Origin of the sequence: Haloplanus ruber (assembly GCF_024494725.1) — an archaeon.
Classification (GTDB): domain Archaea; phylum Halobacteriota; class Halobacteria; order Halobacteriales; family Haloferacaceae; genus Haloplanus; species Haloplanus ruber.
Map to the genome: position 1 here is coordinate 1,244,622 of NZ_JANHDK010000001.1, position 12,876 is coordinate 1,257,497.

General features: G+C 65.5%; 14 protein-coding genes. 6 read left to right on the top strand and 8 right to left on the bottom strand.

What is annotated here, in order from left to right; all coding sequences use genetic code 11:
- Positions 1 to 2: 2 nt before the first annotated feature.
- Complete coding sequence (locus NO878_RS06620) at positions 3 to 272, top strand: DUF7410 domain-containing protein (protein WP_256405169.1); 270 nt, start codon at positions 3 to 5, stop codon at positions 270 to 272.
- A 12-nt stretch (positions 273 to 284) separates the two neighbouring features.
- Here the strand turns inward: NO878_RS06620 and NO878_RS06625 are convergent, their stop codons facing one another.
- Entirely contained in the window at positions 285 to 1,358 is a 1,074-nt protein-coding gene (locus NO878_RS06625) for a phytoene/squalene synthase family protein (protein ID WP_256405170.1), read from the bottom strand.
- 118 nt (positions 1,359 to 1,476) lie between these two features.
- Between NO878_RS06625 and NO878_RS06630 the strand changes: the two genes are divergently transcribed.
- Positions 1,477 to 2,730: an LEA/WHy family protein gene (locus tag NO878_RS06630; RefSeq protein ID WP_256405171.1), complete on the top strand. Its 1,254-nt coding sequence runs from the start codon at positions 1,477 to 1,479 to the stop codon at positions 2,728 to 2,730.
- Here the strand turns inward: NO878_RS06630 and NO878_RS06635 are convergent, their stop codons facing one another.
- The 7 genes from NO878_RS06635 to NO878_RS06665 all read right to left on the bottom strand — a co-directional run bounded on the left by NO878_RS06635 (position 2,731) and on the right by NO878_RS06665 (position 8,486).
- Positions 2,731 to 3,762, bottom strand: a complete 1,032-nt coding sequence (locus NO878_RS06635) for a phosphate uptake regulator PhoU (protein WP_256405172.1) — start codon at positions 3,760 to 3,762, stop codon at positions 2,731 to 2,733. It abuts the gene before it with no gap.
- A gap of 80 nt (positions 3,763 to 3,842) precedes the next feature.
- On the bottom strand, positions 3,843 to 4,901 hold the full coding sequence (locus NO878_RS06640; RefSeq protein WP_256405173.1) for an ATP-NAD kinase family protein: 1,059 nt from the start codon (positions 4,899 to 4,901) through the stop codon (positions 3,843 to 3,845).
- A gap of 144 nt (positions 4,902 to 5,045) precedes the next feature.
- The gene (locus tag NO878_RS06645) at positions 5,046 to 5,777 is read right to left on the bottom strand and encodes a competence/damage-inducible protein A (protein ID WP_256405174.1); all 732 of its coding nucleotides are present in this window, start codon (positions 5,775 to 5,777) and stop codon (positions 5,046 to 5,048) included.
- Between the two features lie 53 nt (positions 5,778 to 5,830).
- A complete protein-coding gene (locus tag NO878_RS06650) occupies positions 5,831 to 6,631 on the bottom strand; it encodes a DUF5803 family protein (RefSeq protein ID WP_256405175.1) in 801 nt (266 codons plus the stop codon).
- A gap of 3 nt (positions 6,632 to 6,634) precedes the next feature.
- Positions 6,635 to 7,303: a DUF2110 family protein gene (locus NO878_RS06655; RefSeq protein WP_256405176.1), complete on the bottom strand. Its 669-nt coding sequence runs from the start codon at positions 7,301 to 7,303 to the stop codon at positions 6,635 to 6,637.
- Entirely contained in the window at positions 7,303 to 7,827 is a 525-nt protein-coding gene (locus NO878_RS06660) for a transcription factor (protein ID WP_256405177.1), read from the bottom strand. The genes NO878_RS06655 and NO878_RS06660 overlap by 1 nt, the downstream gene beginning before the upstream one ends.
- Positions 7,828 to 7,886: 59 nt before the next feature.
- Entirely contained in the window at positions 7,887 to 8,486 is a 600-nt protein-coding gene (locus NO878_RS06665) for an NfeD family protein (protein ID WP_256405178.1), read from the bottom strand.
- Between the two features lie 424 nt (positions 8,487 to 8,910).
- On the opposite strand from NO878_RS06665, the gene NO878_RS06670 reads away from it, so the two are divergent.
- The 4 genes from NO878_RS06670 to NO878_RS06685 are packed head-to-tail and all read left to right on the top strand — an operon-like array spanning position 8,911 to position 12,875.
- On the top strand, positions 8,911 to 10,170 hold the full coding sequence (locus NO878_RS06670) for an ABC transporter substrate-binding protein (protein WP_256405179.1): 1,260 nt from the start codon (positions 8,911 to 8,913) through the stop codon (positions 10,168 to 10,170).
- Positions 10,170 to 11,036 carry an ABC transporter permease subunit gene (locus NO878_RS06675; protein ID WP_256405180.1) on the top strand — a complete coding sequence of 289 codons (867 nt, stop codon included), beginning with the start codon at positions 10,170 to 10,172 and terminating at the stop codon, positions 11,034 to 11,036. Before NO878_RS06670 ends, NO878_RS06675 begins: the two co-directional genes overlap by 1 nt.
- Positions 11,029 to 12,126 (top strand): ABC transporter permease subunit, encoded by a 1,098-nt coding sequence (locus NO878_RS06680; RefSeq protein WP_256405181.1) that lies wholly within the window; start codon positions 11,029 to 11,031, stop codon positions 12,124 to 12,126. Before NO878_RS06675 ends, NO878_RS06680 begins: the two co-directional genes overlap by 8 nt.
- Positions 12,123 to 12,875, top strand: a complete 753-nt coding sequence (locus NO878_RS06685) for an ABC transporter ATP-binding protein (protein ID WP_256405182.1) — start codon at positions 12,123 to 12,125, stop codon at positions 12,873 to 12,875. Before NO878_RS06680 ends, NO878_RS06685 begins: the two co-directional genes overlap by 4 nt.
- Position 12,876 lies beyond the last annotated feature (1 nt).

The window sequence follows — 12,876 nt, forward strand, 5'->3', positions numbered from 1 at the left end:
TCATGACCGACACCGAACCAGAGACCCACGTGCCTCCCGACGTGACCACCCACGTCTGCGAGCGCTGTGGCCGACCGTTCACCGACGAGAGGTATCTGGCACTCCACCGCGGCCTCGATCACCCATCGGCCCTATCGGCCGCCGAACGGGAGGCCTTCGATACCGCCCGGACGAAAGAGGAGGAAGCCCTCCAGCGGTTCCGACTGCTGGCGCTCGGGGGGCTTGTGGTGCTCTACTTCGGATTCCTGATGACGTACGCAGTCGTCACCTGACAGGCCGGGCGGTTAGTCGGCTCCGCCGCGTGCCCGGTGGTAGGGTTGCCCGGCGATGTCCTCGCGGAGGTCCTCGAGCGACCCGGACGAGGCGCCCGTCATCTCGGTGACGACGGCGAACACCTCCTGTCGCGAGACCTTCACGCCGGTGTCAGAGAGGGCATCCTCGGGGCGGGCAAGGAGTTCGCGGAGCGTCCCGACCGCAAGCAGGAAGGGGATGGCCCACGCCGCGACGGTGTTGCCGTCCGTCGTCGGCACCGCCTCTAGGTACGTCTGGGCGTCGTCGAGGAACGAGCGAGCGTGTCGCGCGGTGCGGCGGACGACCGCCGCGGCCCCGGACTCGTGTTCGGAGGCGACGACCTCCTCCTGTGGGACGCCCTCGGCGGCCAGCCACTCCGCCGGCAGGTAGACGTTGTCCTCCTCGGTGTAGTCGTCGTAGACGTCCTTGGCGACGTTGACCAGTTGGAGCAGGAGGCCGAACTCCTCGGCGGTGTCGTAGAGGCGTGTGCGCCGCCCCTCGCTGAGGTTGCCGCGGGCCAACAGATTCGTCACGAGGGTGCCGACGGTGCCGGCGGCATAGTAACAGTACTCTTCCAGTTCCTCCCGAGACTGGATGCGAAGCCCCCCCTCGTCGGCGTAGCGTTCGACGAACATCGCCATCCCCTGGACGAGTTCGCGAGCGGGCGGGGTGACCGCTTCGCGCACGTCGTCGGGCAGGCTCTCGAACGTGCGGACGATCCGCGGGGTGCTGGCGACGACCTCCCAGTCGTCGGTTCGCTCCTCGGGGGCGGGGAGCCACTCGTCGACCGACGCGCGGAACGCCTCGACGTCGGTGTCGGCCGCGGGGTCGAGGACGCGGTCGTACTCGTTCAGGAGTCGCGCCTGTGCGGCCGGCGGGATGTGGTCGGCGTCCTCGACGGTGTCGGGAACGCGACAGAGGAGATAGCCGACACAGATGTACGACGCCATCGGTTCGTCGAGCACGTCGACGGTCAACGCGAACGTTCTGGAGACGCCTTGAACCGCCTCGTGACACCAGTCGAGGTCGGTGTTGTCACCGGGAGGTCTGGCTGCGTGTCGAGACATTCGGAGCGGTTGCGGATTACGACCGTGGGGTTAAAAAGTCTCGTGGGCGGTCCGACCCGGCGACCGTCGGCCGCCGACAGCCACAAGCCGTATGTCACGGCGGGCCAACCGACTCCGCATGCCATCGAAGCGAAACGTCGCCATCGGCGTCGCGGGCGTCGTGTTGCTCGCCGGGATTGCCGTCTTCGTGCTGGGTCAGCCCTCGGTGTCGGGCGTCGACAACCGGTTCGGTGGCGTCAACGAGACGACGACCGTCGTCGAGAGCGACCTGTCGGTGCGAAACCCCAACCCCATCGGCGCGAGTCTCGGCGGTCTCACCGTCGACTACGCCATCGACATGAACGGTATTCGGATGGCGACCGGTGTCAAGGAGGGACTCTCGCTGCCAAGCGGCGAGTCGACGGTGCCGATGACCACCCACCTCGCGAACGAGCGCATCCCCGCGTGGTGGGTGAGCCACCTCGACAACGGCGAGCGCACGGAACTTGCGATCACCGCGGACGTCCACTCGTCGGCACTGGACACCTCCTTCGGCACACCGCAGGTCACCCGTACCGTCGAGACCGACGTCATCTCGGCGTTCAACTCGACGGAACGCCGTCCCGTCGGCGAGGAGGGGCCGAACGGCGAACCGATCCTCTACATCGAGGAAACCAGCGCCCAGTGGGGGGCAATCGACTCGTCGGCGACCGAAATCGAGATGCGCTTTGTCGTCTACAACCCCAACCCCTACCCCGTGCCCGTCTCCGAACTGAGCTATCGGGCGACGATGAACGGCGTGGAGATGGGGACCGGTGTCACCGAGGGCCAGGGGACGGTCCCACCGGAGTCGACTCGCACCATCCGGGCGACGACGGTCCTCGACAACGGCAACATCGATGAGTGGTGGGTCACCCACCTGGAGAACGACCAGCGAACGGAGCTACGGATCGACTTCTCGGCGCGGGTCGAACTGCCGACCGGGACCGTCGAGATTCCGCTGCGGCCGTTGACCTACACCGAGACCATCGAGACGGATCTCTTCGGCAACAAAAACGAGACGGACGCGGGCGGCGAGGCGACTCCAACACAGGGAGCGGAGGTGACGCCGACGCCCACCTCGGCGTCCGACGGCGAGAGGACCACGACGCCGACACCCACCGACGACGGCTTACTCGACGGTGGGGAGGAGACGGCCACGCCGACCCCTGCCGACGACGAGAGGACCACGACGCCGACACCCACCGACGGCGGCTTACTCGACGGCGGGGAGGTGACGGCCACGCCGACTCCTGCCGACGACGAGAGGACCACGACGCCGACGCCCACCGACGACGGTTTACTCGACGCGCGGCCACCACACGGGTCGATCCGCGCGCGGTCGGATCACTGACTACTCGATGGTGACGTGTTCTGACTCCTCGTTGAGCGCGAGGTTCGCCGCGATTTCGGCGTTGCGCATGGCGTACTGTGCGGTCTGCTGGAGGCTCACCAGCACCTCGCGGGTCCGCAGGAGTTCGACCTTCGGCATGTCGGGGAGGCTCCGGATCAGTTCCATCTCGCGGTCGCTGATCTCCTCGAACATCCGCCCGACGGCGATGGCCTTGTCGTAGTCGCGTTCGACGACAGCCTCGACCGCGGTGACGGTGATCTCGTCGACCTGGTCGGTGAACTCGCGGATCGCTCGCATCGTCGAACTGTCGACGTCGATGGTGTTTTCCTTCGCGTCGAGCGCGATGTTGCCGATATCCTCGGCGTTGTCGGCGGTGAGTTCGAGATTCTTCGCCACCGACCGGTAGCCGATGAGCGGGAAGCCAGATTCGAGACCGACCGCCCGGGCGAGATTGGGGTTCTGGTACGCCATGAAGATCAGGCGAAGCAGGAGGACGAAGATTTTGTTCGCCTGGCGTTCGCGGTTCAGCGCCCGTTCGGCCAGGTCGGCGTTGCCGTGGGCAAGCGCCTTGACCGATTCACCGCGCATGGTACTCCCGGTGTTTTCCAGGCGTTCGAGGAGGTTATCGAGGGTGAAGTCCTCGGGATCGACCGAACAGCGGATGGCGATCCGCTCAGGCGTCTCCTCGATGACGCCGAGACCCATCAGCTGCGTCTCAGCGCGGTAGACGGCGTTGATATGCTCGCTGTCGAGGGCACCCTCCGACTTCTGGATGTGAATGACGCGTCGCCCGAGGACGTACTGCGCGACGATGGCACGTTCCAGCGCGCCCGCATCGAGGTTGTCCGCGTGAATCGTCGCGGTGGACCCCTCGGTGCTCGCGGACTCCGGGAGCACCGTCAGCGTACCCTTCCCGCCCATCCGGAGTGACACCTCGTCGCCCTTCTCGACATCGTGTTCCTTGGCCCACTCGGCTGGGAGCGTCATGGCCAGCGTCGACGGCCCCAGGCGTTGCACCTTCCGTGTTTCCATACCACGGGTACGTCTCCCAACGACCTTAATCTTCACTATGCGTCATTATACGCCATCATAGCTGTTGAGGGATGGCGGTTTTAGGCAATCTCCATCAACCGCCGCTCGAACCGGCCGACGCGGACGCGGGTCCAGCCCCGCAGGTCCGCGTCGAGTTCGGGGTCGTCGGTGTCGACCTGCAGTCGGCCGAGGTCGTCGAGTTTCGACCGAGAGGCGACGACTTCGACCTCGCATCGCCGGATGACCGCCGGCGAGAGCTGTGGGTTTCCGCGCCCGAAGACGAACCCCTGCCCACCGATGGGCGAGACCACGATCACGTTTCGCTCACCGAGGGCGTCGAGAATCGCCGACTCGGTGGCGTCCGTGACGAGCACCTCGCCGTCGCGCCACACGTCCACGCCGAGGGGTGATCCCTCGAATCCGAGCGCCTCCTTGATCGTCCCGACCGTACTGCCGGGGCCGAGGACGTAGGTCACGCCGGGATCGACGCTGTCGGCAAACCCCTCGGCCAGGGATTCGACGTTCCCACTTCCGGTCTGTTTCGAGGACTGGAGGTTCTCGCCGACGGGGACTCGGACGACCGCCCGAAGTTCGGGGTCGACCGCCCCCCCGCGGTACGCATCCTCGTCGATGTCCATCACCTCTCGGCGCTCGGTTCGCTCGAAGGTATCGACCACGGCGGCCGCGTCCTCCGGCGACACGGCGAACACCGAGGAGTACACCTTCACGCCACCGGGGACGCCGAGCATCGGCGTGTCGGTCCCGTCGAGGGCGTCGGCCACGTCCGCGGCGGTGCCGTCGCCGCCGACGAAACAGACGAGGTCGACGCCGGCGTCGACGAACGCCGCGACGGCCTCGCGGGTGTCCGCGGCCATCGTCTCCCCCTCCCCGGGCGTGCCGAGAACCGTGGGGTCGAAGCCGGCCTCGCGGGCCAGGTCGGCACCCATCGGCGCACCCCACGTCAGGAGCGTCGCCTCGGGGCGTCGGTCGTAGAGGGCATCGAGCGCACGCCGCGCCCGGTTCGGGGAGCGCGGGTCGGCGCCGCGAGCGCGTGCCTCCGCGACCTTTCCATCGGTGCCTTTCAGGCCGACCCGTCCGCCCATGCCCGCGATGGGGTTGACCACGAACCCGAGTCGCATGGTGTGGGCTATGTCGGAACGGACAAAAGTCTCCCCACGTGGGCGGCGTAACGAACGTTTAAGCGACTGCCGTCGATAGGGGCGAATATGCTCCCGCTACAGTCTGGGGAAGCACTCCCCATCGAGGCGACCGGTGCGGTGGTACTACTCGCTAGTCTCGGCGTCACCTTGCTCTGGTTGCTCTACCTCCGTCGCTAAGTCGACACGCTCGCGGAGCCAGTCGGCGGCCGCGCGGGCCGTCGCAGGGTCGGTCCCGCGAATCTTCAGCCGGACCGAGTCGCCGGGGTAACTCCCGACGGACACGTCGAAACGCTCCTGTACCCCGTCGAGACGGTCGATGAGTGCGCTCTCCGGTTCGCTCGTGTGGACCTCCTCGACGGAGCCTCGCTCGCCCGCGAACTCCCCGGCGACCGTCTCGAACATGGCCTTCATCTCGTCGGGGACGCCGGGCAGGACGTACACCGAGTCGAGGGCGGCTCCCGGAGCCACCCCCTCTGGGTTTCGGAGAAATCGCGCCCCCTCCGGGAGGTGAGTCGTCCCCTCGGTGAGGTCGGAAACCGTGTAGTCGCCGTGCTCGTCGATCCACGCCGCGGCCGCCTCGTTGGGGACGACCGGCCGACCGAACGCAGTCGCGACACCATCCATCGTCACGTCGTCGTGGGTCGGGCCGACGCCGCCGGTGACGAGGACGGCGTCGTACTCCGCACGGTACTCGTTGACCACGCGGGCGATGTCGGCGACTCGGTCGGGGACGGTCGTGATCCGCTCGACGGTCACCCCGCGGTCGTCGAGCCGATTACACAGCCACGAAGCGTTCGTATTGACCGTGTCCCCGGAGAGCAGTTCGTCGCCGACGGTGACGACCGCAACTCGCATGAGGCGCCGTAGACGGGGCGAGGTGAAAAGGCCCGCGACCGGAGTCGATGGAGTCAGCCCATCCCCGGTGGCGGGTCGTCGCGGAACTCGTCGTCGTCGGTCTCCACGTCGAGGCCGAGTTCCTCCCGCCGTTCGCGGAGTTCGTCGATCCGGCGCTTGTAGTAGAACGCGCCCACGAGGCCGACGACGGTTAGACCGGCCGCGGCCCCGCCGAAGATCAGCAGGTCACGCTGCAGGTAGAACCGAACCGAGACCGAGTCGGTTTCCACGCCGTCCCAGCGAATGATCCGTTGGTCGCCGTCGGCGGTCACCTCGTACCCGCGGGGGTTGACGTTCCCGAACGGGAACACCTCGACCCGGCGGTCGGGCGGCAACACGACGGCGTAGGACCCGTTGACGAACGCTGGGAGGCTGAATCGCTTGGGCGTACTGGAGGAGGTAAAGGCCAGACGACCGCCCCCGTCGTCCGGGGAATCGTCCGGGAGGACAACCGACACTCGTTCGCGCGAACGGTTGATCGACCCGCCGCGGGCGACGAGTTCCGTCCCCGTGATCACCGTTCCGTTGGGGTAACGGTAGCGAACCGCCGAGACCGGGATGGCGTTCCGGCCGCCGAACCCGTCCCGGCGGAACAGCTCCATCCGCGTCCGGTTCAGTTGGTAGACCGCCTGGAACCGCGCGTTCTCGGTGATCGTGATGTGGGCGTTCACCTCGGTGTCCCAGACGTACGGGGCGGGCGGCTCCTCGTCGAGTTGCTCGTCGGAGAGCGGCTGAGAGCCGAAGAAGCCGGCACAGCCGGCGGTGACGACGAGCGCCACGAGCCCGAGCAACGGGAGCAACTGACGCCGGTTCATCGGTCAGGGGATGACACACTTCAGCTCCGCAGGGAGGTACTCGCCGACGCTCGCGAGCAGTCCCGGCGGGTCGGTCCCCTCGGTACAGACGACGCTCTGTTCGAGCAGGCCGAGCCGTTCGACAGTGACGACGTCGCGGGCGTGCCCGGCACGGTTGGTCGTCGCCCGCACCTCACCCCGGGTCGCGCTATTGACGTTCAGGCGGCCGTTGTCGCCGCGGGTCCACCCGAACAGCCGGTCGCGCTCGGCGTCGGCCAGTCGCGGTGGGTCACCTGCGGTGAACCGCAGGGGAAGGTGCTGGACGAGGCCGAACCGGTCGCGGATCTGTGACGGCGACCCCGGGCCAAGACCGAGTTCGTCGGCCGGAATCCGGACGCGCTCGCCTGCGTCGAGGACGAACCCATCCGCGTCCCAGGATTCGAGCGTCCCGACGTACGTCTCGCCGTCCTCGAAGCCGGTCCCGACCGTCCCCCACTCCTCGCCGAGGGCGTTGCGCGCCGCCACCGCGTCGTCGCCGGTAATCGTCACCGAGACGAAGTCGTCGTGGCGGACACCGACCTCCCACTCGACGTCTAGGTCGCCAATGGCGTTGTCGACCAGTGCGTCCATCCCATCGAGCGCCCGCTCGCGGGCGTCGCCGTCGACGTAACACTTGGTTGCGAGGACGACCATCAGCGGGTAATTTCCACGCTGAGTTCGTTCCGAAGCTCCTCGATTCGTCGCTCGGTCGCCTCGACGAGGTCGTCGTTTTCCATCGGTTCGAGCGGTGCACCCGTCTCCGGACACTGGAAGTCGAACTCCATGGCCTCGCTGAACTCGAAGCGGATGCCCGCGGGTTCCGAGAGATAGAACTCGTGGGTCCGCTCGTATTCGAGACGCTCCTCCAAGGCGTCGAGCAGGCGGTGCATCTCCTCTTCGAGGTTCTCGGGGATATTTTCGTACTCGAACGTCCAGAGATACGTGAGCCACCCGGAGTCCTCGTCGCGGACGCGGCGGTAGCTGGCGAGGTCGTTCTCGTAGAGGATAAAGAGGGCGCGGCGGACGTCGTTCAGTTCCAGCCCCAACTCCTCTGCGAGTTCCTCGTCCGTCACCTCCCCGTCCGGCGGCGCGGCGGCGACCGGCATCCCCGTCGGACCGACGAGCTCGTGGAGGTACTTCTGGATCACCGGATCGCTCAGCAGCTCCTCAAAAGCCATTACACCTCGTTCGGACCGGCGTCGGTTTAAACGCCACGGTCAGCCGGACGGAACGACCCTCAGGCGCGCTCGGACTCTTCCTCGCCCGTCGGCTGCCCGTCGCTCGTCTCGGCCGCCGTCGCGGCTCGCTCCCTGGCGAGTTCGGCGTCGATATCGTCTTCCATCTCGTCCAGCGAGGCGACGGTGAGGACGTTCCCGCCGCCGGGGTCGACCACCAACACCTCTGCGCCGACGGGAATCTCGCCGTCGAGCGCCCGTGCGCTGTAGTTGGGATTGAAGCCGCCACGGTCGAGTTTTACCTCGCCCGACTCCTCGGTCACCCGTTCGGTCACCCGCCCCGTCCGGCCGCGAAGGGAGTCGGAGTCGCTCGTCCGCCCGGTGCCCGCGCCACCGTAGAAGTCGAACCGGCGATACCCCGCGAGCGCCAAGCCGCCGAAGGCGAGAACGAGGACGGCGAGAACGAGCGGTCCGGCGACGGGACCCAGCAACAGTCCGACGATACCCGCCGCGAGCAAGGCGACACCCAGAACGGCGAAGTGGGCACCCGGTGCCATCGCCTCCGCGATGGACAGGCCAAGCCCCGCAACCACCAAGAGGAGCGGGAGCGTCTGGGGGCCGAGTTCGATCCCCGCCTGCAGAACGCTCGTGGCGACGACCATGCGCTCGTCTTTGGGCCGCGGGCGTTTATACTACCGGCCCGTGGCGTCTGTCCGGGCGGGCTGGTGTCGACGGATCGTTCGCGGGCTGTCGCGGTTCGATGGCGCGTGTCTCGCTCTGTGGCCGAACCCGTGGGTATCACGCCAACTCGGGACGGGATGGACCGCTCGGCGTACCATTACGGGGCGAGGTATCATTAAAAGGCACCAATCACAACTAGATTGGGCCACTCAGTTCGTCAAAAGGGGTACCTTCTCCCGATTTCCTTCGGGTATGTTGTGACAGGGGGGCGTTTCACCAAAAAATATAAATATGTTTGTATAGTTATGTAGGCTGATGTCGAGAGATGTCCGAAAGAGGACCGAAAATGGAGAGAAAGATTCGCAAAATGCGTTTAACCGCCGTAATTTTTTGAAATCTGTAACCGTGAGCGCCGGTGCAGTCTCGCTCGGCGGCTGTACCGGACAGATCGGGGGTGCCGACGGAGAGGGACCGATCACCATCGGCACACTCTACGACAACAGCGGTCCACTCGGCTTCGTCGGGAAGGGGAAAGACGCCGCCACGGAGATGTGGCTCGAACAGCAGGAGTACGAACTGCTCGGTCGGGAGGTGGAGTGGATCGACTACAACCCGGCGGGAGACAACACGAAATACAAGAATCTGACACGCAAGCAGATCCAGCAAGACGACGTCGACATGATCTTCGGTGCGTTGCTCAGTTCGAACCGGGAAGCGCTCCGGCCCATCGTCGACGAGAACCAGCAACTGTTCAGCTACAACGACTGGTACGAGGGTGGCGTCTGTGACGAGTACATGGTCATCAACACGACCCTCACCTCTCAGCAGCGCCCGTTGATCGACTTCATGGTCGAGAACTTCGGCTCGGACTACTACGCGCTCGTCGCCGACTACAACTACGGTCGTGTCAGCAATCGATACGCACGACATTACGCCCGAGAGAACGGGGCAGAGCCAGTCAACGAGGAGTTCATCCCGCTCGATACCTCGGAGTTCGGGTCGACGATCAACCGTATCCGAGAGGAGGACCCCGACTGGATTCTCAGCCTTCTCGTCGGCTCGGCCCAGTACTCCTTTTTCAAACAGGCGGAGTCGGCCGGGATAGACCTCCCGTACGGCTCGCTCGCCAACATCGCGGGCACGTACGAACACGTCAGCTTCGATCCGCCGGTGATGGCCGACACCTACTCCTGTTTCAGCTACTTCCAGGAGATTCCGACGGAGACAAATCAAGAGTTCGTCGAGAACTTCCAGGAGCGCAATCCGGCGTACACGAAAGAGGAGGGCGGCTACGTCTTCCTCTCGATTGCGGACGCGTGGAACGCGATTCGATTCTACTGGAACGCCGTCGAGAACGCGGGGACGGTGGACCAAGAGGCCGTCCTCGCGGAGTACGAGAACGGGCTGGAGATGGACTCCCCGAAGGGACCGGTCACGTTCAACGGCGAGACCCACCACGCGACCCAAAACATGTGGCTCGCGAAGGTCAACGACGACCACAGCGTCAGCTTCCTCGACATGGACGGCGAGGAGACCGAGGAGCCAATCGCCGAGAACGTCCAGACGAGCGAGTGGTTCCGCAACCAGTGTAACCTCGTCGACGACAGTTCGTGGGACGAACCCCGGACCGAGTATCTAACACCGGACGAAGGTGATCTCGGCTGATGGCCGTCGTCGAGTCGATCCTTCGCTTTCTGGTGTTGTTGCTGAGTTTCTTCGGCACGCTCGCGCTCGCCGGACTCGGCCTCGCCGTCATCTTCGGCATCATGGGGATCATCAACTTCGCCCACGGGGAGTTCATCATGATCGGCGCGTACTCGACGTCGATTGCGTACGGCGCAGGAATCCCCCTCGCGGGAGCCATCGTCGTTGGCGGGCTCACGACCGGCGCGTTCGGTCTCGTCGTCGAGCGATTGCTGATTCGTCACATGTACGACCGGCTGATCGACACGCTGGTCGCGACGTGGGGACTGAGCCTGATCCTGACGCAGGCGGTCCAGATCCAGTTCGGAGGCACGTTCGGCAGCATTCCGGTTCCCTTCGGAACCTTCCAGTACGCTGGATTCAGCGCCTCGATGTACAAGATCGTTCTGGGCCTGACGGCGCTTGGGCTGTTCGCCGGGACCTACGCCGTCTTTACACAGACCACCTACGGACTCCAAGCGCGGGCGGCCATGCAGAACAAGGAGATGGCACGGAGTCTCGGTGTCGACACCGGTCGCACCTACATGCTCACGTTCGCCTTCGGATCGGTGCTTTCGGGCATCGCCGGCGGCCTGTTCGCTCCACTCACGGTGCTGACACCGACCATGGGCAGCGAGTACATCGTCGAGGCGTTCGTGACCGTCATCGTCGGCGGCACAAACGTCCTGATCGGAACCTTCGGCGCTGCGCTCTCCCTTGGACTCATCCAGACGCCGGCCTCCCAACTCTTCGGGACGCTCGGCGGCCGTGTCGCACTGCTCGTCACGACGATTCTCATCATCCGCGTGCTGCCCGAAGGTATCTCTGGGGTGGTGACGAGTGACTGACGCGGGTGGTCCGGGGGCGATTGCTCGGCTCCGTGACTTGCTCGAAGGACAGAACACCCTCGGCAACTCGACGCGCTTCTGGTACGGCTTCCTCGTCGTCGTCGGGTTCATGTTCGTGTACCCGTTCCTGACCAACCCCTTCGTGCTGAAGGTAAACACCGACTACTTCGTCTGGATGATCCTCGCGCTCAGCCTCGCGGTCGTGTGGGGATATACGGGGATTTTCAACTTCGGACAGACGGCCTTCTTCGGTCTCGGTGCCTACACCTTCGGCATCGTCGGCATCACGCTGATCGAGGTGACCGGCGGGACGAACGTCGCCATCCTGGCGGCAGTCGTCGTGACGGTGCTCGCCAGCGCGCTTCTCGGATACTTCATGTTCTACGGCCGGATCAGAGGGCTGTACGTCGCGATCCTGACGCTGGCCGTCGCGTTGACCGGGAACCTGATCCTCGTGCGGACGACGAACACGACAATCGGCGCGGCGGAACTCGGTGGCAACAACGGCGTCACCGGGATTCCGAGCCTGACCCTCGGCGGCGGCCCGCTATCGGTCCCGCTCGGGATCACGGCGCAGTATTATCTCGTGGCGCTTCTCCTCGTCGCGACGTATCTCGGGCTCAGGATCCTGCTCAACTCCTACTACGGCTACGTTCTCCTAGCTATCCGCGAGGACGAGGATCGAACACGAATGCTCGGCTACGACGTCCGGAAGCTGAAGCTCATCGCGTTCTCGCTCACCGCGGGACTCGCCGGCTTCGCCGGCGCCTTACACGCCGCGTGGGGCAACTTCATCGATCCGACGGTGATGGGGTTGACCGCCGCGTCCGTCCCGATCATCTGGGTCACCGTCGGCGGCCGCGACACCCTCATCGGGCCGTTGGTGGCCGCATACGCTCTGCAGTCCATCTCGACGAAGCTGTCGACCGTCGGCAGCGGCTACACGAACATCTTCCTCGGCGCGGTGTTCGTACTGGTCGTGCTTTTCTTCCCGGACGGTCTGATCCCCGCCATCGTGGCCCGATGGCGGGAGCGAACCGGCGACGGACACGATATCGATCGAAGCAACACGACGGAGGCCGAAGCATGACCACATCACAACACGGAGACGAGCGAGCGATCCTCCGCACCGACGGGTTGACGAAGCGCTTCGGCGGTCTCACGGCCGTCGACGACATCTCCTTTCGCCTTCCGGCAGGCGAGATTCGCTGTCTCATCGGCCCGAACGGAGCGGGAAAGAGCACCTTCCTCAAACTGGTCACCGGCACGCACCGCCCGACCGAGGGGACCGTCCACTTCGACGGCGAGGATATCACCGATCTGAAACCGCACGTGCGCGTTCGTCGAGGGATGAGCCTCAAATTCCAGCGGATCAGCACGTATCGGGAGCTAACGGTCGAACAGAACCTCCGTGTGGCGACCCAGCGGATTCACGACGGCCAGGACGCCACGAGGCGGATCGACGAGCTACTCGACCTCATCGGTCTCACGGCCGAGCGCGAGGCGGTCGCCGGAAGCCTCGCACACGGTGACCAGCAGTGGCTGGAAATCGCGATGGCGATGGCGACAGAGCCGAAACTCCTCTTGCTGGACGAACCGACCGCCGGGATGACCATCGAGGAGACCCGCGAGACGGGCGAACTGATCCAGGACCTCGTCCGGGAAGGGATGTCGATTCTGGTGGTCGAACACGACATCAACCTCGTCAGACAGGTCGCGGATCGCGTCACCGTTCTCAACCAGGGATCGATGCTCATGGAGGGGACGGTCGCAGAGGTCACCGGCAACGAGGACGTCAAGCGCATCTACCTCGGCAAACAGGCGGAGGGGACGGCATGAG